Origin of the sequence: Caulobacter sp. FWC26, assembly GCF_002742645.2 — a bacterium.
Classification (GTDB): Bacteria; Pseudomonadota; Alphaproteobacteria; order Caulobacterales; family Caulobacteraceae; genus Caulobacter.
Genome location: NZ_CP033875.1, coordinates 526,292 through 550,556, shown reverse-complemented (window position 1 = coordinate 550,556; position 24,265 = coordinate 526,292). Strand labels below are relative to the sequence as shown.

General features: G+C 67.5%; 20 protein-coding genes and 1 pseudogene. 11 read left to right on the top strand and 10 right to left on the bottom strand.

The annotated features are described in order from the left end of the window. Positions 1 to 8: 8 nt before the first annotated feature. Complete coding sequence (locus tag CSW63_RS04210) at positions 9 to 2,036, bottom strand: conjugal transfer protein TraG (RefSeq protein ID WP_062093810.1); 2,028 nt, start codon at positions 2,034 to 2,036, stop codon at positions 9 to 11. 253 nt (positions 2,037 to 2,289) lie between these two features. On the opposite strand from CSW63_RS04210, the gene CSW63_RS04205 reads away from it, so the two are divergent. From CSW63_RS04205 to CSW63_RS04195, 3 genes are all read left to right on the top strand, one after another. Beyond that, positions 2,290 to 2,913, top strand: coding sequence for a DUF433 domain-containing protein (locus tag CSW63_RS04205; protein WP_062093811.1), 624 nt, complete (start codon positions 2,290 to 2,292; stop codon positions 2,911 to 2,913). After that, positions 2,910 to 3,329 carry a DUF5615 family PIN-like protein gene (locus tag CSW63_RS04200; protein ID WP_062093812.1) on the top strand — a complete coding sequence of 140 codons (420 nt, stop codon included), beginning with the start codon at positions 2,910 to 2,912 and terminating at the stop codon, positions 3,327 to 3,329. The genes CSW63_RS04205 and CSW63_RS04200 overlap by 4 nt, the downstream gene beginning before the upstream one ends. Positions 3,330 to 3,540: 211 nt before the next feature. Further along, complete coding sequence (locus CSW63_RS04195) at positions 3,541 to 4,074, top strand: DUF2059 domain-containing protein (protein ID WP_127846932.1); 534 nt, start codon at positions 3,541 to 3,543, stop codon at positions 4,072 to 4,074. A gap of 172 nt (positions 4,075 to 4,246) precedes the next feature. On the opposite strand, the gene rlxS is transcribed toward CSW63_RS04195, so the two are convergent. From rlxS to CSW63_RS04170, 5 genes are all read right to left on the bottom strand, one after another. Further along, positions 4,247 to 6,232: a relaxase/mobilization nuclease RlxS gene (gene rlxS, locus CSW63_RS04190; RefSeq protein WP_062093814.1), complete on the bottom strand. Its 1,986-nt coding sequence runs from the start codon at positions 6,230 to 6,232 to the stop codon at positions 4,247 to 4,249. Positions 6,233 to 6,559: 327 nt separating this feature from the next. Continuing rightward, the gene (locus tag CSW63_RS04185; protein WP_082749516.1) at positions 6,560 to 7,129 is read right to left on the bottom strand and encodes a lytic transglycosylase domain-containing protein; all 570 of its coding nucleotides are present in this window, start codon (positions 7,127 to 7,129) and stop codon (positions 6,560 to 6,562) included. Next, the gene (locus CSW63_RS04180; RefSeq protein WP_197425263.1) at positions 7,117 to 7,641 is read right to left on the bottom strand and encodes a S26 family signal peptidase; all 525 of its coding nucleotides are present in this window, start codon (positions 7,639 to 7,641) and stop codon (positions 7,117 to 7,119) included. Before CSW63_RS04180 ends, CSW63_RS04185 begins: the two co-directional genes overlap by 13 nt. Beyond that, positions 7,634 to 7,876 (bottom strand): AlpA family transcriptional regulator, encoded by a 243-nt coding sequence (locus CSW63_RS04175; protein WP_062096464.1) that lies wholly within the window; start codon positions 7,874 to 7,876, stop codon positions 7,634 to 7,636. Before CSW63_RS04175 ends, CSW63_RS04180 begins: the two co-directional genes overlap by 8 nt. Before the next feature lie 204 nt (positions 7,877 to 8,080). Continuing rightward, positions 8,081 to 8,407, bottom strand: coding sequence for a DUF736 family protein (locus CSW63_RS04170; RefSeq protein ID WP_099502840.1), 327 nt, complete (start codon positions 8,405 to 8,407; stop codon positions 8,081 to 8,083). Positions 8,408 to 8,682: 275 nt separating this feature from the next. Here CSW63_RS04170 and CSW63_RS23655 point away from each other — a divergent pair, with 275 nt between their 5' ends. Then, positions 8,683 to 9,135: a DUF736 family protein gene (locus CSW63_RS23655; protein WP_246842045.1), complete on the top strand. Its 453-nt coding sequence runs from the start codon at positions 8,683 to 8,685 to the stop codon at positions 9,133 to 9,135. 1 nt (position 9,136) lies between these two features. Here CSW63_RS23655 and CSW63_RS04160 read toward each other — a convergent pair whose 3' ends face one another. The 3 genes from CSW63_RS04160 to CSW63_RS04150 form a co-directional block, all read right to left on the bottom strand. Beyond that, on the bottom strand, positions 9,137 to 10,078 hold the full coding sequence (locus CSW63_RS04160; RefSeq protein WP_062094136.1) for an IS481 family transposase: 942 nt from the start codon (positions 10,076 to 10,078) through the stop codon (positions 9,137 to 9,139). A gap of 90 nt (positions 10,079 to 10,168) precedes the next feature. Beyond that, positions 10,169 to 11,986 (bottom strand): ParB N-terminal domain-containing protein, encoded by a 1,818-nt coding sequence (locus CSW63_RS04155; protein WP_062096242.1) that lies wholly within the window; start codon positions 11,984 to 11,986, stop codon positions 10,169 to 10,171. Positions 11,987 to 12,200: 214 nt separating this feature from the next. Continuing rightward, positions 12,201 to 13,211, bottom strand: coding sequence for an ArdC family protein (locus tag CSW63_RS04150; RefSeq protein ID WP_082749480.1), 1,011 nt, complete (start codon positions 13,209 to 13,211; stop codon positions 12,201 to 12,203). 540 nt (positions 13,212 to 13,751) lie between these two features. Between CSW63_RS04150 and CSW63_RS04145 the strand changes: the two genes are divergently transcribed. The 4 genes from CSW63_RS04145 (at position 13,752) to CSW63_RS04130 (ending at position 18,831) form a co-directional block, all read left to right on the top strand. Then, positions 13,752 to 16,082, top strand: coding sequence for a TonB-dependent receptor (locus CSW63_RS04145; protein WP_062096240.1), 2,331 nt, complete (start codon positions 13,752 to 13,754; stop codon positions 16,080 to 16,082). After that, positions 16,079 to 16,642, top strand: a complete 564-nt coding sequence (locus CSW63_RS04140; RefSeq protein ID WP_062096238.1) for a hypothetical protein — start codon at positions 16,079 to 16,081, stop codon at positions 16,640 to 16,642. The genes CSW63_RS04145 and CSW63_RS04140 overlap by 4 nt, the downstream gene beginning before the upstream one ends. Beyond that, positions 16,642 to 18,162, top strand: a complete 1,521-nt coding sequence (locus CSW63_RS04135) for a PepSY domain-containing protein (protein WP_062096236.1) — start codon at positions 16,642 to 16,644, stop codon at positions 18,160 to 18,162. The genes CSW63_RS04140 and CSW63_RS04135 overlap by 1 nt, the downstream gene beginning before the upstream one ends. A 261-nt stretch (positions 18,163 to 18,423) precedes the next feature. Further along, positions 18,424 to 18,831 (top strand): DeoR family transcriptional regulator, encoded by a 408-nt coding sequence (locus CSW63_RS04130; RefSeq protein ID WP_062096234.1) that lies wholly within the window; start codon positions 18,424 to 18,426, stop codon positions 18,829 to 18,831. A 433-nt stretch (positions 18,832 to 19,264) separates the two neighbouring features. On the opposite strand, the gene CSW63_RS04125 is transcribed toward CSW63_RS04130, so the two are convergent. Further along, positions 19,265 to 19,507: a hypothetical protein gene (locus tag CSW63_RS04125; protein WP_099502843.1), complete on the bottom strand. Its 243-nt coding sequence runs from the start codon at positions 19,505 to 19,507 to the stop codon at positions 19,265 to 19,267. A gap of 142 nt (positions 19,508 to 19,649) precedes the next feature. Here CSW63_RS04125 and CSW63_RS04120 point away from each other — a divergent pair. The 3 genes and pseudogenes from CSW63_RS04120 to CSW63_RS04110 form a co-directional block, all read left to right on the top strand. Then, positions 19,650 to 19,715: pseudogene (locus CSW63_RS04120) on the top strand (DUF1674 domain-containing protein); the annotation flags it as partial. Positions 19,716 to 19,961: 246 nt separating this feature from the next. After that, a complete protein-coding gene (locus tag CSW63_RS04115; protein WP_246842044.1) occupies positions 19,962 to 22,619 on the top strand; it encodes a glycosyl hydrolase 115 family protein in 2,658 nt (885 codons plus the stop codon). Positions 22,620 to 22,882: 263 nt separating this feature from the next. After that, positions 22,883 to 24,247: a cation:proton antiporter gene (locus tag CSW63_RS04110; protein WP_062095397.1), complete on the top strand. Its 1,365-nt coding sequence runs from the start codon at positions 22,883 to 22,885 to the stop codon at positions 24,245 to 24,247. Positions 24,248 to 24,265 lie beyond the last annotated feature (18 nt).

Genomic DNA, 24,265 nt, shown 5'->3' with positions numbered 1-24,265 from the left:
AGCGCCCCTCAGAAATCGGGGAGCAGGTCTTGCCGACCGGCCCCCTCGTTCATGGCGTGGGCCCGCGTCACGGGCTGGCTGGCGGCCCGAGCCAGGGCCTGACGGTCGGCGACCCCGTCGCCTTCGTCCTCGCCCAGTCCCAGACCCGCATCGGGCGTCTCGACCGTGCGGACCGTCTGTTCGTCGAACAGGCCTGGATGGCGTTGCTGCTGCAGACCCCCGTCTTCATCGGCGCGCGCGTCTTCGTCGACGGCGGCGGCGAGGCCGGCGTGCGGACCGCGAACCTGGCCACCCCAGTCGTTGGGCCGGGCCGGCGGGCGATCCCGATAGCCGCCGTCGGCCAACAGCGGCGGATCGGCGAGCCGGCGGGTGAAGTTGCGATCCTCGTAGTAGCGCAGCTTCTTGGCGCGGATCGGCGCGAGGCCAGAGACGAGCACCAGGGCGTCGGCCGGCGGCAGCTGCATGACCTCGCCGGGCGTCAGTAATGGTCGGGCCGTCTCCTGGCGGCTGACCATGACGTGGCTGAGCCAGGGGGAGAGCCGATGGCCGGCGTAGTTGCGCTGGGCGCGCAGTTCCGTGGCCGTGCCGAGGGCGTCCGAAATCCGCTTGGCGGTCCGCTCATCGTTCGAGGAGAACGCGATCCGGACATGGCAATTGTCCAGGATGGCGTTGTTTTCGCCATAGGCCTTGGAGATCTGATTGAGGGATTGGGCGATCAGATAGGCGCGGATGCCGTAGCCAGCCATGAAGGCCAAAGCGGTCTCGAAAAAGTCCAGGCGACCGAGCGCCGGGAACTCGTCAAGCATCATCAGGAGCTGATGCTTGCGCTGCTTGCCAGGATCGCCTTCGAGCCGTTCGGTGAGCCGCCGGCCAATCTGGTTGAGCACCAGGCGCACTAAGGGTTTGGTGCGGCTGATGTCCGAGGGCGGAATGACCAGATAGAGCGTGACGGGGACCGGCGCGTCGACGAGGTCGGCGATGCGCCAGTCGCAGGCGGCGGTGACGGCGGCGACAGTGGGGTCACGGTAGAGACCCAGGAACGACATCGCCGTGGAGAGTACGCCGCTGCGTTCATTTTCCGACTTGTTCAGGACCTCCCGGGCCGCGCTGGCCACCACGGGATGGACCTTGGGCGCCTTGGTCGAACCCAGGTGGTTGGTGGCCATCATCCGTCGCAGGGTGTGGGCGAACGAACGCTGGGGATCGGAGAGGAAGGTGGCGACCCGTGCGAGGGTCTTGTCCTCCTCAGCGTAGAGAACGTGGAGGATCGCGCCGACCAGCAGGCTGTGGCTGGTTTTTTCCCAGTGCGACCGGCGCTCGAGCGCACCTTCCGGATCGACCAAGACGTCGGCGATGTTCTGGACGTCGCGGACCTCGTTGGGTCCCTTGCGCACCTCCAGCAGTGGATTATAGCGGGCCGAGCGCGGGTCGGTTGGATTGAACAACAGGCAGTGGGAGAACTTGGCGCGCCAGCCGGCCGTCAGGGTCCAGTTCTCGCCCTTGATGTCATGGACGACGGCGCTGCCCTGCCAGGACAGCAAGGTCGGCACGACCAGGCCGACACCCTTGCCCGAGCGGGTCGGGGCGAAGGCCATGACATGTTCGGGACCGTCGTGGCGGAGATAGCGCTGATCGAGCCGCCCCAGGAAGACCCCGGCGTCGCCCAAGAGGCCGGCCCTCTCGACTTCGCGACGAAGCGCCCAGCGCGATGAGCCGTAGGTCGTCGCCAGGGCCGATTGCCGGGCGCGCCAGAGAGAACCGATGATGGCCGCCGCGCAGCCGAGAAAGCCGCTGGCCCCGGCCAGCAGTCCGGCCTTATCGAAGACGGCCGGTGCATAAGCCTCATAATGGAACCACCAGTCGAACAGGCGCCACGGCGGATAGATCGGCTGACCGGCGAGCATCAGCCACGGCGCGCCCAACTGAGGCTGATAGGCCAGCATAGCGGCCGCCCACTGTGTCGCGGCCCAGACCCCCAAGATCATCACCGCGAAGACCGCGAGGATCTGTCCGATCAGAAGCTTGGTGGGCGTCACCGGCCGCCTCCCGCACGCTGCCGCCACGGGATGCGGCGGGGTCACGGAAAGCCTCTGGCGAAGCCCCCAAATCGCTTACGGCGGTTGTGTCCCCCTTCGGCGCGACCAGGTACGGTTTCGCCCTACACTCAAGCTTCGAGGGTGGCGAGGAGCCTTCGATGGCGCTTGGCTCGGGTCATTCGCACCGGCCTTCCGTCACCCCGCGAAAGGGGCTATATATCTTCCCGTGCGCGGGAAACATTTGGAGCGTGACATGCCGGCCAAGCTCGACCTTTTGACGCCGACCGAGGCTGCTGTCGTGGCGGGCGTGACGGTTCGCGATGTCAACCGGATCATCGACACGCGAGTGCTGCCTGAGCGGTTCTACGCCTGGAAGGGCGGACGGCGGCTGCGCAGCAGCGGCTGCACCTACGTGCGGTTCTATGTCCACGCCGCTGGGCAACTGACCGCCGATGAGCGCGCCCTATTGATCGAGCGGGCGGCGGCCCAGACGCGTCCAGATACATCCGAATGGACGATTCAAGACGGCTTCCTGACCTACGACCTGACGACGATGGCGGCAGACACCGAAGCCAGGCTGAGCAAGCTTGAACGCGCCCGCGAACTTGTGGTCGAGGACCCTGAGATCCTCAGCGGAACGCCGGTCATCCGGGGCACGCGCGTGCCGGTATACGACGTCGCGGCTTCGGTGGCGGCGGGTCTCTCGGTCTCCGACATCCTCGAGGGCTATCCAAGCCTGAACGAAGAGAAGGTGGAGCTCGCGGTGATCTTCGCGGACGCCACGCCCCAACGCGGCCGGCCGCGGCGCATGCATGAGATCAACCCGAGCCTGAAGGTCATCTCATCGAAGAAGGCGGCGGTGCGCGAGGCGGGATGAAGTTCCTGGTCGATGAATGCCTCAGTCCTCAGCTGACCAAGCACGCTATCGAAGCCGGCTACGCCGAAAGCTCCCACGTGACCTGGCTCGGCGCGGCCGGCTGGCCGGACTGGAAGCTCATGCCGCTGATCCTCGATGGCGACTGGACATTCGTGACGAAGAACTCGGTCGATTTTCGTGGACCAGCCTCGGCGCCGGGAGCGAAAGGCCAGTATAGGCTGGCCAGCCTTCATGCTGGCCTGATCTGCTTAAACGGTCCGCCCGCCATGAATCTGTCCATGCAGTTGACGGGGTTCAAGCTCGCGCTGAACGCGTTGGAAGGCGCTCCCGACCTGACAAATATGGGGCTGGAGGTCACCTTGGGGCTGGATGACGAGGACGCCGAGATCATCCGCTACGACCTCCCCCCGGAATGAGCCCGCTCGATAGAGCTGAACCGTTCCGCCAGCCCTCGGGTAAGAGCGGTCAGCCGGGAGCCGGCGCCCGAAGCGGACGTTCTGTTGGTCTGCGCAGGGTGGGGAGCGGACATTCCTTCCATGAGTCCGCCCCCGCGCTAGCTTTGCCCTATGGACGTATTTGAATGGTTCGCAGAATGGTACGAGGCTCGCCTCACGCTAGGAGCTTAGAGTGCTGATTGCTTCCATGGTTCTCGTTCTCCTGACCCAAGGCGGAGGACAAGGGGCGTCCCCGTCCATACCCGCCGTTGCGGAACGGTTGGCGCGAGCAACCTCATTGCCGGATGATCAGCTCGTTGCGTCATTTGAGACAAACCTGCCGCCCGCTCGCCGGCGGGCCATGGAGGCCGCCATCGCCGAGAGTCGTTCGGAAGTCGACGGCCTGAGAACCGCGCTAGCAACGGTATATGCTCGCCATCTAAGCCCATCCGAGATGGAGGGGGCTGCCGACTTCTTCGAGAGCCCCGTCGGTGCGTCGTTCGAGCAGAAGATTCTCAGGCAGCAGGCCGACCGTTTGTCGGCGGAAGAGGTGCGCGCGGCTCAAGCATTCATTCGGACCCCGGCGGGGCTAGCGTTCCGAGCCAAGGAACATGCGATCGGGCAAGACTTGATGCCGATCGTCAAGGCCTTCGGTGAAAGGCTGATTAGCCGAGCGCAAGCGATACACTGTCGCGAAGCCAAGGAGTGCGGCCCCTTCATGAAATAGGGCTTTGAGTTCGGCCGGCGCTGCGAGCCCCTTGAATGTCCCACATGGGTCGAGAACGGAATTTGGCCCGCCGCCCGAAACCGGACCTTAGACGATCATCCTTGAGCCGGACCTAGCGAATGTCTGACAAGGGTGTTGAGATGCCTTCATCGTAACGGCGACAATCGGACCTTCAACTGATTGACGGGCCCGCCCGTCCCCGACCGATCGTCCAGTTGACGCCGGCGCCCCGCACCACACCGGAAACGGTGCGGCCCTCAAGACCGTCGAGCACAGGTCGCCACGGCACGAGGGTGAAATCACGGCTACGCTCGATCACGGCGAACCTGCCGCTCACGAGATCGATCGCCCGTCGGTAGACGCCCTCGGTCCGCTGGCCGCTGTGCGTCTCGGCATAGGTCAGCCCCAGCTCGCCCGCCATGTCCTGACCGACGCTCGCCAGCTCGCGGCGCTGCAGCGCGCCAAGCAAGCCGGCCCGAAACGCCACCTGGCCGTCCTGCTGGAAGGCCAGACCCTGGTCGATCAGCCATTGGCGTCTTTGAGCCAGCGCCGATCGCGCCTCGCGCCCGAAGCCCGCGTCACGCAGCGGCTCCGGCGCCTCGGTGATCAGTTCGCGGTCGAGCCAGGTGGCGCCGATGGCCGCGGTCTGCCGCTCGAGGGGATGGGCCGACAAGGTCCCCACGACGACCGGAGAGCGCTCGGCCTGCCGGCGCTCATAGGCCGCCACGCGGTCAAGATAGTCGGCGCCGACGCGGAACATGCCATCGGGATCACGCTCTAAGCCGGCGCCCGCCCGGCGCATCGCCTCCAGGCGCCGGACGTGGGTCTCGGCGAAAGCTTCCGTGGCGGCGGGATCATGGGCCAGGTGCAGATCGACGCTGTAGCGACCCTCGTTGGCGGCGGCGATCTCCGCCACCGTGCGATCGACGGGCCGCGCCTGTGTGGGACGCCCCTCGACGCGGACCACGGCGCCGATCGGGATCGGCTCAACGGCCGCGCCGGCGCCGATGTCGACATAGTGAGCGCGCCCATCAACGCCGTCGATGATGAGATAGTGGCGGTCGCGAACCTCGTCGGCGAGGCCGCGCTGGACGACGCGCCCGACCAGCGGCCGGGTCGTGGCCGGTTCGAAAATTACCTGATCGGTCGCCGCGCGCTCCAGCCCGTCTTCGGCCAGCGCCCGATAGAGGGTCTTGAGGATGTCGCCGCGTTCGCCCATCCGGCGCAGGGCCGGTTCGAGATCGGCGGCGAGCCGCCACTGGCCGCGCTGGACCGGTTCGGCCAGGCCCAAGCGCGTCAAGGTCTGCAGCCGGCCGGTGCGCAAGGCCTGCCGCAGGCTGTCGGCATGGCTGGGCGACACCAGGCCGTCCTGCGCCGCGTCGCCGAGCAAGCCGCGATCGAGGCTGGTCAGGCGCTCTTGATCGACCTCCTTGCGCAGCCGGTCCTCGATCTCGTGGTCGGTGCGCGGTCCAAGATCCAGCGCCACGAGTTCGGCGGCCCGCGCGCGAACGCCCTTGGTTAGGTAGTTGCGGGCGATGATCAGGTCCTCGCCCTGGTCATTGCGGCCGCGCACGATGATGTGGGTGTGAGGGTGGCCGGTGTTGTGGTGGTCGACGGCCACCCAATCGAGCTTGGTCCCGAGGTCCTTTTCAACCTGGGTCATCAACCGCCGGACCAGCGGCTTGAGATCCTCGTACTCCGCCCCGTCCTCGGCTGAGACGATCAACCGAAACTGCCGCACGTCTCTGGCCTGTTCGGCGCGGTCGATGAAGGCCCGGCCGTCGGCGCGGTCGGACGCCGCGTCGTAGAGCTGGCCCGGCGCTCCGTCGCGGGTCACCCCGTCGCGCTGGACGTAGCGCAGGTGGGCGCGGGCGGCGGCCAGGCCCTTGCCCGCCAGCTTCGGGGTCGAGATCTTGACGATGACCCGGCGCGCGCGGAAGGCGGCCAGGTGGTCGCGGGCGGCGAGCAGGCCGCCGACGCCCGCGCCCTTGCCAATCCGCGCGCCGGTGAAGCGGCTCGCGCCGGGCGCGCGGCCGAAGGCGCCGCCGCTGGCCAGCATCGCCGCCCGCATGACCCTCGAGAGATAGGTCTTGCCCCGCCGGCCGCCCTGAGCCCGGATACGCCCTAGTCGCGGTTCGAAATCATCGTCCTGGCCCATTATCGCAGCCTTTCGCGGCCGATAGGGCGCCGGCTCCGATCGAGGCCATTGGCGCCAGGAATTTGTCATATAACTCAGGGCCTTAGAGGCGACATGGCGCCATGCAAGCGCCTTTGACGCCAAGCCACAAACGCTAAAACCGATGTGCAGACAAGGACTTAGGGCGAGCGATCCGCAGGATTGGCGCCGTCCCTTCATCTTGCCTTACCGGCCTTCCCTCCCCAGCGGCGTTCCCCATCCCGAAAGCTTCACCCTCGGGATCGTGCGGACCGGGGCTGAAGCAGCTTGGCCCGCGCCTAGGAGGCCGGGCTGTCGAAGGTCGCGAGGTCACCGTATCGCCTCCGCCTTTGGGACGGCTTCCGCCTCTGTCGACAACCGGAAGAACAGGCGCGTTCCCGACAAGATCGCGGGCGGAAGCACCGCTGATCCGGGCGTCTTGCCCAGCAGCGCGATGTAGCTACGGGTCTCCTCGGGAAGCGGCGCGCCAGTGCGCAGATGGCGCGCGTATCGCGCCGGTCCGGCGTTGTAGGCGGCGAACAGACCAGGGTAGCCGAACCGCCGATGCAACTGGGCGAGATAGGCCGCGCCGGCCAGGATGTTGTCGCGCGGGTCATGGGGATCGACGCCAAGACCGTGTTCGCGGGCGAGGTCGGCATAGGTGTCGGGCATTACCTGCATGAGCCCCATCGCCCCGGCCCGCGAGGTGATCGGGCGTCCATCAAGGTGGGTTCGTCCGCCGCTTTCGGCCGCCATCACCGCCGCGATCCAGGCCTCCGGGACGCTGAAGCGAGCCGACGCCTGCGCGATCAGGGGTCGCCATTGGGCTATCGGCTCTTCGCTCGACGACGGGACGGGGGCCGACACGACGGCGGTGGCGGCAAGGATCAGCGCCGCCATAGTAGGGTCGCCTTGCCGATGATCCGCGAGCGGTCGACCGGACCGAAATAGCGGCCGTCGAAGCTCTCGGGAGACGGCGCAAGCAGCAGGACCTGGTCGCCCGAAAGCCGCTGGCATCCCCGCCACCAGGGCAGGCGGCGGCCCTGGCGGTCGGTCGCGCGGCGCAGGGCGACGGGCCGGTCGTTGACCTCCAACCAGGGACCAACAGCGCAGACCTTGTCGCCTTTGGCGGCGGCCACGCGCTTGATCAGCGGCACATTGGCCGGGAGGTAGTGGCGCTGCGCCGCCAGCTTGCGGGCGGCCGGCGGCGCGGTGGCCGCCACCATGTCGCCGACCTGGACGGGCGCGTCGGGAAAGACCCGCCACAGGCCGATGGGGGCGCTAGCGCTGGTGTTCCAAACCAGGCGCGGGACCGGATCGAGGAGGACCGGCGCGGCGAGCGCAGCCAGCGCGAGGGCGGCGGGGCCGACGAGCCAGCGCCCGCGCGGGGTGAAGAGCGCGACCCTAGCCATGGGGCCGCTCCTCCGACGGGGCGCGGCTCTGGCTGGACCACGCATCGAGGTCGTCGATGTGGTAGCGCACGAAGCGCCCATGGCGGCGGAAGACCGGACCTCGGCCCTCCTTGCGCATGAGTTCCAGGGTCCGCTCGGTGAGGCCGATATAGTGGGCGGCCTGGGCGGTGTTGAGAAACGGGGTGCCCTTGCGAGCACGGTCGGCTCGCCAAATTGCGTCTTCCTCGTCCAGCATCGCTGTGCTCCTGGTCTGATCGCACGGGCGCGGCGGGATCAGGGGTTCGCCGCGCTGGGGCGAGCAAACCTGGCTGTAAGCGGGTCTGGGACGTACGAAAGCAGGCGCCCCTGAAAGCGTTCCCCCTCCCCTTTTTCCTCTTTCCACCTCACCTGGGCGGTCGGCCAAAGCCCCCGCGCCGGGCGGCGCGGGGGCGAGGGCGGGTCAGGCCTCGGGGTTCCAGATCAGGGCGAAGACGCTGTCGTCGTCCTGGTCGGGGGCGCGTCCCAGATTGACCTTGTAGGCGCGCGGTCCCAGGTCCGGGTGGGCGAGGGTCAGGCTGGTGTAGGGCTTGCCGGTGGTCTGGTTGATGTTGATCCAACCGGCCCCGATCTCGACCCCGCCGCACGTCACCCGGTAGTCCGGATGGGCGGGCGAGGCCTTGTCGCGCAGAGGCGCGACGTCGATGTCGCCCCGGAAGTTGAGGGTGCGCAGCGGGCCCTTGAAGGCGCCGTTTTCGAGTTGGGTGACGTGGCCGAGGGTGGCGGTCATGGCGGGGTTCCTTGTGCTTCGTCGGGGCCGATCCCCGGCGACAGGCGCCCCGTTTGGCCGTCCCGGGCCGCCTGGACCCGGAGGGCCGCAGCGCAGCGGAGGACCCGAGCGGCGGGCTTTTTTGAAGCAAAGCGGCGCGAGGAGACGCGCCCTCTTGTCTTCGGGCGCGGCGGGGAAAAAAGTTCGCCGCGACGGTTCAAGGCGGGCCGGGACGGCCATAGGGTTCAAGCCATCGTCGTGGGTTCGTCCTCGTCGGCGCGACACCGAGCCCCGCCATGACCGGCGTCGTCGGTGGCGCCGCCCAGCGCGAGGCGGCGGCCTCAAGGGCCCGCTGCGCACCCTCAACTTCCGGGGCGACATTCACGGCGACAGCGCCCCTGCGCGACAAGCCTTGGCCCGCCCATCCGGACTACCGGGTGACGTGCGGCGGGGTCGAGATCGGGGCCGGTTGGATCAAGGTCGGCGGATCGGCGGCGCCCTGCGCCCGCCTGATCCTCGTCCATCCGGACCTGGGACCGCGCGCCGACAGGGCCCGATCTGGGCCACGCGCCGACCAGGGCGACGACAGCGTTTTCGCCCTGATCAGGAGCGCCGAAGGCCTGGCCCGTCCTCGCCTCGCGCCGCTCGGCGCGGGGGCTTTGGCCGACCGTCCCTCTCCCCAGCCGCGCCGACGCAAAAGGCCCCCGCGCTGGCGCGCGGGGGCTGAGGATGAAGCCGATCAGAGGTGATCTAGGTGTCGTTTCCAAGAAGGTTGTTTACACGCTGCCAGGGGGTGAGGCCGCCGATGCCAGAGTGTGGTCGGGTTAGGTTGTAGGCGTCGGTCCAGGGTTTGATGGCGTTGGATCGTTCCTCCGAGCAGGCATAGGGCCTGCCATAGGCCCACTCGCGCAGGCTCGTCTGGATGAAGCGCTCGGCCTTGCCATTGGTCCTGGGCGTGTAGGGCTTGGTGCGCACGTGCCTGGCGCCGGCGATCCGCAGGGCCTGGGCGAAGAGCTTGGAGCGATAGGCCGAACCGTTGTCGGTCATCACCCGCTGGACGGCGACGCCGTGGCGGCTCAGCCAGGCCAGGGCGCGTTCGAGGAAGGCGGTCGTATCGTGCTGGCCTTCGGAGGGCAGGATCTCGGTGTAGGCCAAGCGCGAGGCGTCATCGACGCAGACGTGCAGGAAATCCCAGCCGGCTTTCTTGGAACGTCCCGCCCGCCGGTCGCCGGTGACGCGATGGCCCTCGACGGTGAACCGGCCCAGCTTCTTGATGTCGAGGTGGATCATCTCGCCAGGCGCGGCGCGCTCATATCGGACGATCGGCGGCCTGGGCTCCAGGGCCGATAGCTTGCCCAGGCCCAGCCGGCGCAAGATCAGCCCCACAGTCGAGCGGGCCAGGCTCAGGTTGCGGGCGATGGCCGGCCCTGTCATCCGCTGGCGGCGCAGGGTCTGAACTTGGTCGACGATCTCCGCGGACGTCCTGCGCGGACATCGGCGGGGCGCCGAGCTGCGGTCGTGAAGCCTTCGCTCGCCGCCCCGCCGATGCCGTTGCAGCCACTTACCGACCGTCTGGCGTGAAATTCCGAAGGCTTCGGCGGCCCTAGCCACCGACCAGCCTTCAACCTCGATCCGTGAAATCATCGCCGCTCGACCAAGCGGCGTCAGGCGGGCATTCTGATGGATGTTCATCCGGGGGCTCCCGGCCATGTAAGTGGAGTGTCGCAACCCCAGCTTCGTTCAAGCCCGCCTCCGGGTGAACAACCTTCATAGCTTCGACATCTAGGTCGCCGCCGCGCCTGGCTCGGCGACGACGGCGGGCGGCGCCGCCACGGTCGCCGGACTCCGCACCTGGCGCAAAAGGGGCGCGACCGCCCGGCTTAAGGCGGCGGTGCGCAGGGGCCGCTGGGTGTAGGCCCCGGCCGGGAAGGTCAGCCACTTGGGCGTCCACTTGCCCGCCTTGGGACGCCCGGCCGTCCCGTCCAGGCAATCGCGCAGGATCATCTTCTGGGTCTTGACCTTCTCGCCGACATTGCCGTCGGCGACCTTCTTGCCGCCGACCTCGGCCAGCATCGCGTTGATGGTCTCGCGGTCGCGGATCAGGTCGAAAAAGGCCGTGTCCGGCGACCAGAAGGCGCCGGTGTCGACCTTCAGGTAAAGCCCGACCGCCTCGACCGCCTCGCCGCCGGAGGCCAGGGTTTCGCCGATGACCACGGCGGCGAGCGCCAGGATGTCGGCGTCGGGCAACGATAGGAGCTTGACGAAGAGACCCGCCAGACCGCCGCCCGGCGACTGGCCAACGAGGTCACGCTCGGCGTCGAGCCCGACCACCTTGGCGGTCGCCGCCCGCCGCGCCCGAAAGGCCGCTTCGGCGGGGCTGGCCTCCAGGCTCTGGGCCACGCTCTGCGCCCCGCTGCGTCGCGGATCGGGCTCGACCCGCCAGTAGGGCGAGCCGACCACCGCATGGGCCAGGAGCAACCGTAGGGCCACGCCCGGATGATCCGTCAGGGTGGCGCGAACGGCCGCGTGGCGGTGCAGGTCGATATAGGTCTGCTGGCCGCTGGTGACCTCGGGCCGGGCGGCGGGCGCCTCGGCGTCCGCCGTCCCGGCGCTGCTCGCCTTGAGCGCCTTGGCGGCGACGGCCTGGGCGCGGCGCGCCTCCTTGGGGGTCAGCCAGCCCTCGTGCAGCGTGACCTCGCCGCGCTGGCTGGCGGCGATATAGACCTTGCCGCCCTGGGCCTTGGAGACACGTTCGTGCTTCCAGCTTTCGAACGATCGGCCCGCTTCTAGGATCTCGACGGCGGCCCAACCTTCGGCCAGAAGCGCGTCGCGGCGCTGGGCGATAGCCTCATTTTGGTGGGTCCAGAACAGGGCAGGGTCAGTGAAATAGCTGTCCTCGGCGAAGAGATCGCCGATGACCGCGCCCGGATAGTCGTCGAGGGAAAACAGCGCGTGCTTGGTGGCGATCGGCGCGCCGCCAAACAGCCACGCTTTGAGTTGGACGCCGGTGGGCGCGCGCTGCTCGGGGTCGTCGAACATCGCCAGCCATTCCTTTTGCTGGCTCTTGGAGGCCAGGGTCAGGATGCGGATGGTCGGCACGTCGATGGCTTCGCGCCGATAGAGATGGCGGATGCGCGGCAGGAGGGCGCCCAGCGCCAGGATGCGGCGCACGGCCACGTCGCTCTTGGAGAAGGTGGCGGCGATCTGCTCGGGCGTGCGGCCTTCCTTGATCAGCTTGACGAAGGTCTCCCAGGTCGAGACCTCGTCGGGCGGCAGGTGCTGCAGGTTCTCGATCAGCGAGGCCTCGATGGCGGCTGCGTCGTCGCCGGGGCTTAGGACGACGATGGGAACCGGGTCGATCTCGACGCCTGCGGCGATTTCGGCGAGCGCCGCCGTCAGGCGGCGCGCCCCGGCCACGACCTCGAAATGACCTTCGACCACAGCGCCGTCGGCCACCTTCTCCAGGACCAGCATCGGCACCAGCACGCCGCGCTGGCCGATGGAGGGCCGGATGTCGGACACATCGGGCGCGGGCCGCCCATGGTGCATGTTGAGCTTCGAGATCGTCATGTTGCGGGGGTCTGCGAAAGCCAGTTTCATCGGAGCGCTCCTTGTCTCCAGGGGGTGAACCGGCCCCGCCCGTTAGGCTGTCCAGGCATGAGGGCGGGGCCGGGATGCGCCAGGATTGGCGCTAGGTCCCGCGCCGGGCGAGCCCGGCGCGCGGAGGGGAAAAGCCGGATGTCAGGACGGCGGGGCGTGGCGGGCGGCCATCACTCGGACCGTGCCTTCGTCGGCGGACGCCAAGGCGAGCGGATCATCGCGCGCCCGCCGCGTCGTCCGATCTGGCCCCGGCCTCGCCGAAAGCCAGCAACAAATCGGCCGCCTTGGAGGCCGCCGAGGCGGCCTTGAAGATGGCGCGGTTGTCCTCGCGCAGGGTCTCCAGCCACGCGCCCAGATAGTCGGCATGGCGCACGGTGGGGACGATGCCCAGGCTCGCGCAGACAAAGGCAGACCCCATTTCGGCCACCAGTTCCTCGCGGCCGTAGTCCTTGGAGCCGTAGGCGCCGGACTGGTTGCGGCCCAGGCGCGTGGGGTGGCCAGTCCAGTGGGCCAACTCGTGGAAACAGGTGCGGTAGTAGTTGATCTGGTCGCCGAACGCGGTCTGCGGCGGGACGCGAATGAAGTCCTTCGACGGATCGTAAAACGCCCGCTCGCCGCCGATACGGAAGTCCGCCAGCGTGGCGGCGATCAGCGCCTCGGCGACCGGGATCGCCTCGCGCTCCACGGGCGGCGAAGCGATCTCGTCCGGCGCCGGCAGGCCCTCGCACTGAGACAGGTTGAAGACGGTGAACCGCTTGAGGAACGCCACCGCACCGGGCTCGCCGCCCTCGCGCGCGGCGCGCTCCTTCTCCTTTTCGGGGACGAAGCGGTCGGCGAAGACGACGATGGTCCCCTGCTCGCCGCGCCGCACCTGCCCGCCCGCCGCCTGGGCTTGGCGATAGGTCAACCAATTCTGGGTCGCAAAGCCGTTCTCGACGGCCGCGTCCCACAGCAAGAGGATGTTGATGCCCGAATAGCGGCGGCCGGTGGCGCCGTTGCGCGGCAGGCCCAGGGCGGGCGCGCCCGAGCCTGTCCAGGGCTGAACCCAGGGAAAGCGGCCCGCTTCGAGCTGGGCCACGATCCGAGCCGTGACCTCCTCATAGAGGTTGCGGCCAAGACCCAGGGCGGACGGCTTGGTCCCGGACCGGGCCTGGGACTTGGTCTCAGACTGGGCTTGCGCCTGGGACGGTTCGGCCGCGCCGGGAGAAGGACGGGGCGAGCGCATGAGGGGCCTCCTTCACCGCCCAAGGCCCGCATCCTTTCGCCGGAAAGGGGGGTGGGCGGCGAAGAGCGACGGGAAGGCCCGCAAGAGCGGGCGCTGGCACCCGAAGGGCCGGAACGAAAGTGGAGGACCGGCCGCGAGGCCGGTTGCCGGCGTCCGCGGCGGGCCTAGACCGGCGCGCCGCCCACCCCCGTTTCAGGCGAAAGGAAAAACCAAAAAGTCATCGCGCGCAGCGCGATGGCCGTATGGAGGGCGTCTTTGGGGCTCGATCAACGGCCTCAACACCGCTCCATCACCAGCCTTAAGCTGCAGCCGAGCGACGCGTCCTCGCCGCGCCACCAGCGCTGGAAGCGCTTGTAGGCCCTCAGCGGCGCCCCCGAGGCCATTCATGGACTCCCTGTGGCTCTGGCCCCAGGCGAGGCATGACCCCATTGCCTTAGGTCGGGTGACGACGTGCTTGGGCTCAGCGCTCGCGCGCATATGAGATTGACTCGCAATATTATCTAGCGTAGCGGCCTCGCCATGTTTCTTCCGGGGGTATCCATGCGTCGCCGTCTGCTGACTGTTTGTTCCTTCACAATGCTGAGCCTGGCTCAGACCGCTTGGGCCGAGGCGATCGACGCCGAAGGGGCGCCCAACGACGAGCAGTCCACCGCCGTCGAAGCTGTGATCGTCACGGGTGAGAAGACCTCACGTTCGCTGCAACAGACCGTGACCAGCGTCGCGGTCACCACGGCCGCGCGCATCGAGCGCGAGAACATACAGACCTTCTATGACGTGGTCGCCCGTACGGCGAACATGAGCGAAACCTATGGCAAGACCGGTTTTACGATCCGGGGCGTCAGCAACATGAACGTGTCGGGCGGCGGCGCCGGCGGCCTGGCGACGGTCTATGTCGATGGCGCAGCCTTGCCGCTCGAGGCGGTCTATGGCGGTCCGCTGGAGATGTGGGACATCGGCCAGGTCGAGGTCCTGCGTGGACCTCAATCGACCCTGCAAGGCCGTAACGCTCTGGCCGGGGCAGTAATCATCACCTCGGCCAACCCGACCTACACCCCGCAGTTTCGGGCGCGCGTGAACCTCGCCAGCGGCGATGAGCGCAGCCTTGCGCTCGCCGCCGGCGGCCCGATCATGCCTGACCAATTGGCCTTCCGCGCCGCGATTGAAAAGAAGGACAGTGACGGCTTTATCTATAACCCGACGCTGAAGCGGGATGTCGACGCGCTAGACAGCCTGACCGTCCGGGGCAAGCTGCTGCTCACCCCCACCGCCCTGCCTGGCCTGAAGGCGACCGTGACCTACGCCCACGCCGACCGTGACGCGGGCTATCAGTTCACCTACGCCCGCATCGATACGCCCGAGTTCTATAAACACCGGGTGGACCTATCGGGCGATCCGACGCGGACCCAGACCAAGACCGACATTCTCACCGCCGACATCGGCTACAAGCTCAGCGACACCCTGAGCCTGAGCGCCGTCGCCTCGTGGAACAGGGTCAAGACCAGCGCGACCTACGACATCGATTTTACGCCCGCCCGGACGTCCTTTGGCGCGCGGCGTCAGGACACGGATACGGTCTCCCAGGAATTGCGCCTGAACCACGAAGGCGCGCGTCTGACAGGTCTGATCGGCCTCTACCACGCCCGGCGAGACGCTGCGGACCAGAGCACCAGCCAGGTCAATGTCGACTTCCCCAGGGCCACCCTGGTCAATGTCCTGACCGCGACCCTCTTGGCCAACGCATCCAGCCCGACGCCGGCCCAACAGGCCGCTGCGGCCGCTCAGGCCAACGCCTTCGCCAACCTCTATATCTCCGCCCTGCCCGTGATCCCTGTGGACTATGCCGGCGACCAGCCGTCGGTGATCTCCACCAGCGCCATGTTCGCCGACGCCAGCTTTGCGCTGACGAACAGGCTGAGCCTGCTGGGCGGATTCCGCTACGATCATGAGACGAACACTAGCGCCAGCACCCAGACCGCCCGCTTTACCGGCGCCTATCCCAGCCCGGCGGCCTTTGGCCCCTATGCGCCGTACGTGACCCAGGTGAACGCCTTCGTGGCCGGCATGGTGGCCCAGGCGAGCTCCTCTGCGCCCAAGACCAGGCGATCGTTCAAGGCCTTCCTCCCCAAGGTCGGGCTCAAATACGACTGGACGCCGGACATCAACACCAGCCTGCTGGCCCAGCGCGGCTATCGCTCAGGCGGCTCGACGGTGAACACCGCCCGCTCGAGCGTCGTCGCCTACAACCCCGAATACACCTGGAACTATGAGGCCTCGCTGCGGACCGTCTGGCTGGACGGAACCCTGACGCTCAACGCCAACGCCTTCTATGTCGACTGGAAGGACCAACAGGTGACGGTGAACCTGGGCTTGAACAGTTACGATTACGAGGTTCGCAACGCGGGCAAGTCGCACCTCTACGGGTTCGAACTAGAAGTCGCCCAGCGCTTCTCTGAGACCCTGTCGTGGTACGCCTCTCTTGGCCACACCCAGACGAAATTCGACGATTTTGCGATCACTTCGGGCGTCGACACCCGCAACCTGGCGGGCTCGGAGTTTCCCTATGCGCCACGTTGGACCGTGGCGCTGGGGGCCGATTATCGCTGGGCGAGCGGCCTGATCGCCCATCTGGACGGGGCTTACCGGTCTCGCAGCTATTCCTCGGCCGGCCTGCAACAGGCGCAGGACGATGTCGTCAAGGAACGCGTGGTGTTCAACGGCCGCTTTGGCTACGCGCGGCCGCATTGGGGTGTCTATGTCTACGGCAAGAACCTGTTGAACGCGACCTACGCCCAGTACGTCCGCGCGGATGTCGGCGTGGCGATGCTGGGTGAGCCTCGGATCCTGGGCCTGACCCTGGAGCGCCGTTGGTGAGCGCGCTCTGGTCTCTGCCCCTGGTCTTGCCGCCGATCATCGGCGTGTTGCTCTTGAAGCGCGCCTGGGACGGCCCTAGCCCGCAGCGCCCCTGGTTGATCCTAGGCGGCTGGAGCCTCCTGGCCCTGGCGCTGGCCGCCTCGGTTCCCTTGATGGGCGCCGCGCGGGGGCCGGCCGCCATCCTGGCGGTGGGCTCGACTGCGGCCCTGGTCTTGGTGGCGAGCGGCGTCGAGCGTCGCAACGCCCGTAAGAAAGCCGCCCGCGAGCTGGCGCCCGAGCCGTCGGACCGCCGCCGCATCGCCTGGCGCGGATGGCTACGCGGCCTCCTGGCCGGTCCTCTGGCCGGCGTCGCGGCCTTGGGCTGCGGCTTGGCGGTGGCGATCTGCGCGCCGGGCCAGATCCAGAGCCGGATGGTCATCGGCGGGCTGATTGTCCCCTTCCTGTGGGCCGGCGGCATGGCCTGGACCCTGTCCGACGACAAGATTCTGCGGGCCTTTGCGGTCCTGTTCAGCGTCGCGACCCTAACCTTGGGCGCGGCCTTTCTGAAGGGCGCGCTGTGATGGAGGCCAAGACGGACAAGACCCCATCGTCGACGGCAAGAGCCGTCGGCAAACCGATCTGGCCAAGGATTCCGGCCGACTTCGTGCGCGCGATGTTGGCCGGTCACTCGGCCCTGGGTCTGGCTTTTGCGGCCTTGATCTATCTCGTCTGTTTTTCGGGATCGATCGCCGTCTTCACCCAGGAGTTCAGCCGCTGGGAGCAACCGCAGGGACCGGTTTTGTACGCGGTTTCGCCCAGGGCGGCGGACGCGGCTGTCCAGGCGACGCTCACCAAGATTCCCAAACCCCACAACTTGCTTGTGCGCCTGCCGACGCCCGACCACCCGCGCCTGACCGTGCATGGCGATGATGCGGACGGCGGCGAGCACACCTATGTCGCCGATCAGGCCGGCCGGCTGGTCGGTGAGGCGCACATCCCGTGGACTGAGTTCCAGGCCAAGCTTCATACGGCGCTGCACCTGCCCCGCGCCTTTGGCGGGTTTGTGGTCGGGCTGACGGGCGTGGCGCTCCTGTCATCGCTGGTGTCGGGCGTCTTGTCCCACCCCCGCGTCTTCAAGGACGCCTTTGCGTTTCGGTGGGGCGGCGGCAAACGCCTGCAGGAGGCGGATCTTCATAACCGGATATCGGTCTGGGGCCTGCCCTTCCATCTGATCGTGTCGCTGACCGGCGCCTTCCTGGGCCTGACAACGATCATCGTGGGCGTTCTGGCTCTGGCCACCTTCAAGGGCGACACCAGCAAGGCTTATGCGCTGTTTCAAGGTCCAAACGTCCAGGACGACCCCCGCCCGGCGGCCAAGGTCATCGACATGGCTGCGGTGCTCGGCGCCGTCGCGGTCGGCTATCCCAACGCCCGGCCAACCTACATCTATCTCGAGCATCCCGGGGAGCGCGGCCAGCACGCCCTCGTCAATGTCGCGACTGAAGCGCGTCTGTCGCGCGGCGAGACCGTCGTGGTGAACGGCGAGGGCCGGAGTCTGGGCGAGGTCGGCTATGAAAGCGGCGCTCTGGGCCTGGAGCTGCTCTCGGCCATGACCCCACTGCATTTTGGCTGGTTTGGCGGTTGGCCGGTCAAGATCGCCTACTTTCTCCTGGGGCTTGGTCTCACCACCGTCACCGCCAGCGGCGTTGCGATCTGGCTGGCGCGTCGCCGCGACAAGGGCCGACCAGCGCCGCGCTGGGAGCGGCTATGGGTCGCCTTCGCTTGGAGCCAGCCGCTAGCCTATGCGTTCTCGGCCTTGGTCGGCCTCCTGTCGCCCAGCCCCGCGCCTGTGGCGGTCTGGGGCCTGGCCACCCTGGCCGCCTGCGCCTCGGCCCTCGTTGGGACGCCGGCCGGGGTTTCCAAAGCGCTGCGCTGGATCACAGCGGGTCTGCTAGCCCTGGTCGCGCTCGCCCATGCCGCGCTCTATGCAAGCACGATGGCCGACCCGATCGGCTGGCTGATCGACGCGGCCTTGCTGGCGGCGGCTCTGCTGCTGGCGCTCACCACGCTGGCCCGCCGCGCCCCCCTTGGCCATGGGTAAGGGCTGTGCTGGCCAAACGTCAGAACCACAGCCCTGGACCAAGCGGGCTGAACCCGCTCGCGCCTGGAGCGACACCTTGATGCGGTCGCTTTCGCCGGCGCGCGGCGGTTTGGGAAGACCCCGCCGCGCAGCTTGCAGCCCATGCGCGGCTAAGCTCGCTTCAAACCTCGGGCGAGTTTGCTGCGACGCCCATGCCCTGCGACGATTCGCCACCTTTTCTCGCCCGTTGTTAAAACCCCGCCGAGAGCGTAAGCGGCGGGCATGAGCATCGCCTCGGACGAGTCGTCCCTTAGCCGGGCTGGAGTCCGCATCGCCGCGGACTTTCTCTTGAGGTGGAGCGTGGCCGCCCTCGAGCGGCACCAGGGCGACCTCTTGGAGGCGATCGTGTTCGCTTGTTTGGCGGCGGAAAACCTGCGTTACCCAGCCGAGGCCAATAGCAGCTTGCAACCGCTGACCGTCAAGCAGATCGCCGCATCGTTGCAGCAGCCCTACGAGACTGTCCGCCGCCGTTTTATCGCGCTGCATGCGCAAGGCAGTATTCGGCGAACAAAAGACGGCTATGTGGCGTGCTTGCTTGAAAACTCCGACAGTGAAGAGGACGCCAGAGACCAGCTGAGGCAGGTCCGCAGGCTCGTTCGCGAGTTAGCGGCCGTCGGAATCCGAGCCTGAATCCTCAAGGCGTTCGCGCCCCATGGAGCGGTCCGCGCGCGAAGGGCGCCGAAACGGTTCAAGAGATCAATTGCGCCCTGTTCGCCTTTGAAGACCCAGCGCCTCCGCTCGGTCCATTTCCTCTGTCCGCCCCCTCAAACGCCGCAGGCGCCTGACCAAGATGGGATGGCGCCAGTGTCCCGCCGCATCTAAAGACGTCCAAGAGCCCTATCGTCTTGCTGGCGCGCCAGCGCGCCACTGTTTCAAGGGCCCCGATTGAACTCGCCTCCAGAGGACGGTGAGCAGCAAGGCCATGGACCCGGCCAACGACGCCATCGCGATCCCCGAAGAGGTCGTCTCGCCGCTTTTGGCGAACGCTTAAGCCATAGACGCCGCCAAGTTCCGCCTCTCCACCAATCTGGTCAGGGAGCGCCATCGATGACCAAGGCGCAGCTTAGACCGGCTCGCCGCCCCGGCCTTGGCCTACACCGAAGACCGCGCGCGCCGGCCGAAGGCCTTCGCGCACGACCTCATCGACCAGCTGCTCGTCCCGCCAGATCTCTATCACCGCCGCGCTAGCGTGCTCGCGGAGCAGCTTGAAAGCGTGGGCCCGGATGGCCTCAACGCCGATCGGCTGCGGATCGACAAAGGTCGCGACCTGATTGCCGGTCAGACAGATGAAGGTGTAGCTGCTCAACCCATCTCTCCGGCTCAGAAACTGCAGAACCACCGGCTTGGTCGCTGTTCGAGACCAAACCTTGATCATGATCTGTTGGACGGTGCAATCACGACCGCGCCGGCTCCCCGGCTGACGCTGTTGGCTAGGCGCGTCAACACGGCGCGACGGCCCTGAGCCCACGCGCTTCGGCGACTGGGAGAAAAAGGGCGTCGCCGTCGACTTCTGAGCGCGAACTCATCTGACCATTCCAGTTGTTCCGACCGGACGGGCAAGGCCCTGTTATTTATCGACAATGCAAGATCCCGCCTAGGGTGGGAGTGGAAATGATTGCGGTAACATCACTGTTGTGCTGACCTGTGGCCTGACCAGTTTACAATCTGGTGCGGTCATGTCGTCGGTCCCCATGCGTCCAGCCCAAGGGTCTGGACCGGTCCTCGACCCTGCCCGAAACCAGGATGCCGGGGAGAAGCGCGTGGTGATTGGGTTTGAGACGGCCGGCCGCGTCAGCGGTCCGTGGCGGGCATGGCGTCGCCTTTCCTGGGTCCAGACCCGCCACGCGGCCGGCCTCGCCCTGACGCTGATTGTGACGATGGTCGCCTCGGCGGCCATGGCCTGCGTCGCGCCCGTCGATGTCTGCGCCACCAAGCGTTCGGGCGGCTTCACGCTGATCGAGGGCGGCGTCCCCGCCGATGTGTATGTCGACGCTGAGGCTGACCCGGCGGTGCGCCATGCGGCTGCGAGCCTGCGCGAGGACCTTGGGCGGGTCAGCAGACGGCCTGCGGCCGCGCTGGCGACGCTAGCCGATGCGCGAGGGCCGACGATCATTCTGGGCCAACTGGGCAAGAGCCCGACGATCGACGCGCTGGTGCAAAGCGGCAAGCTCCAGCTCCAGGATTTGGCGGGACAGTGGGAGGGCTACCGCCAGGTGGTCGTCGAGCGGCCGACCCCTGCGATCCAGCGCGCCCTCGTCATCGTCGGCTCCGACCGGCGGGGCGCCGTCTTCGGGGCCTATGACCTGTCGGAGCGGATGGGCGTGTCGCCCTGGGTCTGGTGGGCCGACGTGCCGGTCACGCAGCGTTCGGCGCTGTATCTGGGCGCCGGCGCGCGCGCCGATCATCCGCGCGTCAAGTATCGCGGCTTCTTCATCAATGATGAGGACCCGGCGTTCAGCGGCTGGGCGAAAGCCAAGTTCGGCGGGATCAACGCCAAGGCCTATGCGCACGTCTTCGAACTGATGCTGAGGCTGAAGGCCAACTACCTCTGGCCCGCCATGTGGGCGCCCAAGGCGTTCAATGACGACGATCCGGACAACAAGGTGCTCGCCGACGCGATGGGCGTGGTGATGGGCAGCTCCCACCACGAGCCCATGACCCGGGCGCAGGACGAATGGCACCGCAACAAGGACAAGGGCGTCACCGGCGGCCGCTGGGACTACGCCACCAACGCCGAAAACCTGCGGACGTTCTGGCGCGGCGGCGTCGAGCGGATGATGTCCAAGGGCGATGGCGTCGGTTACGAGAGCCTGATCACCGTCGGCATGCGCGGCGACGGCGACGAACCGATGGCCGAGGGGGCGGCCACCGAACTGCTCGAAACGATCGTCCGCGACCAGCGCGCGATCATCGCCGACGTCACCGGCAAGCCGCCGGAGAAAACCCCGCAGGTCTGGGCGCTCTATAAGGAAGTGCTCGACTACTACGACCACGGCATGCGCGTGCCCGACGACGTGACCCTGCTGTTCGCCGATGACAACTGGGGCCAGATCCGCCGGCTGCCGGTGGCGGGCAAGGACCGCCTGGATCGCGCCGGCGGCTACGGCGTCTACTACCACTTCGACTATGTCGGGGCGCCCCGGAACTACAAGTGGATCAACACCAACCAGGTCGCCAAGGTCTGGCAGCAGATGGATCTGGCCTATCAGCGCGGGGCCAAAAACCTCTGGATCGTCAATGTCGGCGACATCAAGCCGATGGAATATCCGCTGTCGTTCTTCATGCGCATGGCGTGGAATCCGGAGGCGATGACGCCCGAAGCGCTCGAGACCTTCCCCCGTCGCTGGGCCGGCGAAACCTTCGGTCCCGAACTTGGTCCGGAGATCGGGCGGATCCTGGCGACCTACGGAACCTACGCCGCCCGCCGTAAGCCCGAACTGATCGATCCGGACACCTTCCGGCTCGGCGAAGGCGCTGGCGCGGTGCTGGACGGCGGCGAGTTCGGAGCCCTGGTCGAGGCCTGGCGGGCGCTTGTCCGCGCCGTCGAGGACACCAAGACGAGGGTTCGTCCCGACCAGCAGGACGCCTACTTCCAACTGGTCGAGCATCCGGTTCTGGCGCTCTCCAACCTCTATGAGATGTACTACGCCACGGCGTGGAACCGTCGGCTGGCCGCCCGCAACGATGCGCGCGCCAACTATTTCGCCGATATCGTCGAAGCGACCTTCCGGCGCGACGCGGAGCTGACCGCGCGATACCACGCGCTGGGCGGCGGCAAGTGGGCCGGGATGATGAACCAGGTCCACATGAACTACGTCATCTGGAACGATCCTACCGAACAGACCATGCCCAGCGTCGTCCGGGTCGCGGCCGACACACCGCCGGAGAAGCTGGCGGCCAAGGTCGTCTTCGCGCGCCCGGCGGCGGTTCGACGCGACTATGCGATCCCGGCGACGGCTTACGCCAGCGCCTCACAGGGAGCGGGACTGGCCTGGAAGACGATCTCGGACCTGGGTCGCAGTAAGGCGGTGATCGCCTGGCCGCAGGGGCGTCCCGCCACCGGCGTTCAGGACAAGATGTGGCTCGGCTTCGACGTCTCCGCCGCGCGCGCCGGTCCGGCGCGGGTGGCCGTGCGGATCGCCCCAACGCTCGACACCCTGGGCGGCGAGGGTGTCCGGCTGGGTGTTTCTCTCGACGACGGCGAGGTCCAGATTCTCACCGCGCGCCTGTCCGCGACCGGGGGCGGCGCCGTCACGGTGGGGCAGAAGGCCTGGTACAAGGCCGTGATCGACAATGGTGTGACCTTGGATCACACGTTCGCCGATGTCGCCGCCGGTCGCCATACGCTCAAGGTCTGGCGGATCGACGACAACGTGATCCTGGAGGGCGTCAGCTTCGAAGCCGTGGCGCCGAACTGAGGCCCCCGTCAAAATAGAAGCGTTTTGTCGCAATAAATTATTTTCTAAATCAAACACTTAGAGCGTGACTTACGCCGAAATCGGTTCCCAGTTTCGGCGTCACGCTCCTGCCTGCGCCGCAACCTGCGAGGCTGAGCGGAGGGATTTCGTCGGGTGACAAGGCTGTCAAACTGAGCGATCCGTACAGCGCGCGTGCGCGCCCTGTTCGGGCGCCATAAGGCTGGGCAAAAAGCCAGCGCCATGGCTTTGGGGAGCGTACAGAGGTGTCAGACCTGCTTGCGGACACGCTGAAGACGGCGGCCGATATCCTATCGCCCCACGGTCCGGCCACCACAGCGGCGGCCCAAAGCTACACTGTTGGCGACTATTCCATTCACTTCTTCCTGCAGTTGGCGGTGATCCTGGTCACCTGCCGGGTGGTCGGCTGGTTGGGCAACAAGCTCCTGGCCCAGCCGCAGGTGGTGGGCGAGATGATCGCCGGCGTCGTCCTGGGCCCCTCGCTGCTGGGGCTTTTGTTCCCCGACTTCCAGTTGGCGCTGTTTCCCAAGGAGACGCGCAACATCCTCTATGTCGGCGCCCAACTGGGCGTGGGCCTCTACATGTTCATGGTCGGCACGACGTTTCAGGTCGAGCACTTCAAGGCCAAGGCCAAGAGCGCGATGAGCGTGTCGTTCGCCGGCATCGCCGCGCCGTTCGCCCTGGCGGCGATCATCACGCCGTTCCTGCTGAAGGTTCCGGGGCTGTTCGCGCAGACCATCAGCCAAGGCGCGGCGACCCTGTTCATGGGCGCCTGCATCGCCCTGACCGCCTTCCCGATGCTGGCGCGGATCATCAACGAACGCGGCCTGCAGAAGACCTCGCTGGGCACCCTGTCCCTGACCGCCGGCGCGTTCGACGACGCGGTGTCATGGTGCGTGCTGGCCTTGGTGCTGGCCACCTTCGGCGGCGGGCCGGGCGTGGCGATCCTGGCGATCGGCGGTGGTTTGCTGTGGATGCTGCTGGTCCTGAACCTGGGTCCGAAGATCCTGGCGCCGCTGGGCCGGATGGTCGAGCGCGAGGGCGAGATGAGCACGCACGCCCTGGCCCTGGTGATCCTGGCGTTCTGCGTCTCGGCCTTCCTGATGGACGCGGTGGGCATCCACGCCATCTTCGGCGGCTTCATCATGGGCGTGGTCATGCCGCGCGGCCGCCTGACCGAGGAGTTGAAGAAGAAGGTCGAGCCCCTGGCCGTGGTGCTGCTGCTGCCGATGTTCTTCACCTATTCGGGCCTCAACACCCGGATGGACATGGTCAACTCGGCCGAGCTGCTGCTGATCGCGCTGGGCGTCCTGGCCGTGTCGATCCTGGCCAAGTGGGGCGCCTGCTACGTCGCCGCCCGCCTCACGGGCGAGGACCACGCCACCGCCATGGGTATCGGCGCCTTGATGAACTCGCGCGGCCTGATGGAACTGATCATCATCAATATCGGCCTACAGAAGGGTATCATCGGCCCGACGCTGTTTTCGATGCTGGTCTTGATGGCCATCGTCACCACCGTAATGGCCAGTCCGCTATTTGAGCTCGTCTATGGCAGGAAGGCGCGCGAGCGCGGCGAACTGGACGCCGCGCCGGCCCCGGCGAAGGCCTAGATCACGACCTTGCCAATT

Excerpts from the sequence above, each read along its gene's own strand:
- CSW63_RS04200 (WP_062093812.1), top strand. The coding sequence starts at position 2,910 with ATGAAGTTCCTGGTCGATGAATGCCTCAGTCCTCAGCTGACCAAGCAC.
- CSW63_RS04175 (WP_062096464.1), bottom strand. The coding sequence starts at position 7,876 with ATGCTGGACGAGGAAGACGCAATTTGGCGAGCCGACCGTGCTCGCAAG.
- CSW63_RS04155 (WP_062096242.1), bottom strand. The coding sequence starts at position 11,986 with ATGAAACTGGCTTTCGCAGACCCCCGCAACATGACGATCTCGAAGCTC.
- CSW63_RS04130 (WP_062096234.1), top strand. The coding sequence starts at position 18,424 with ATGAGCATCGCCTCGGACGAGTCGTCCCTTAGCCGGGCTGGAGTCCGC.
- CSW63_RS04180 (WP_197425263.1), bottom strand. The coding sequence starts at position 7,641 with ATGGCTAGGGTCGCGCTCTTCACCCCGCGCGGGCGCTGGCTCGTCGGC.
- CSW63_RS04150 (WP_082749480.1), bottom strand. The coding sequence starts at position 13,211 with ATGCGCTCGCCCCGTCCTTCTCCCGGCGCGGCCGAACCGTCCCAGGCG.
- CSW63_RS04205 (WP_062093811.1), top strand. The coding sequence starts at position 2,290 with ATGCCGGCCAAGCTCGACCTTTTGACGCCGACCGAGGCTGCTGTCGTG.
- CSW63_RS04185 (WP_082749516.1), bottom strand. The coding sequence starts at position 7,129 with ATGGCGGCGCTGATCCTTGCCGCCACCGCCGTCGTGTCGGCCCCCGTC.
- CSW63_RS04170 (WP_099502840.1), bottom strand. The coding sequence starts at position 8,407 with ATGACCGCCACCCTCGGCCACGTCACCCAACTCGAAAACGGCGCCTTC.
- CSW63_RS04145 (WP_062096240.1), top strand. The coding sequence starts at position 13,752 with ATGCGTCGCCGTCTGCTGACTGTTTGTTCCTTCACAATGCTGAGCCTG.
- CSW63_RS04135 (WP_062096236.1), top strand. The coding sequence starts at position 16,642 with ATGGAGGCCAAGACGGACAAGACCCCATCGTCGACGGCAAGAGCCGTC.
- CSW63_RS23655 (WP_246842045.1), top strand. The coding sequence starts at position 8,683 with ATGACCGGCGTCGTCGGTGGCGCCGCCCAGCGCGAGGCGGCGGCCTCA.
- CSW63_RS04160 (WP_062094136.1), bottom strand. The coding sequence starts at position 10,078 with ATGAACATCCATCAGAATGCCCGCCTGACGCCGCTTGGTCGAGCGGCG.
- rlxS (WP_062093814.1), bottom strand. The coding sequence starts at position 6,232 with ATGGGCCAGGACGATGATTTCGAACCGCGACTAGGGCGTATCCGGGCT.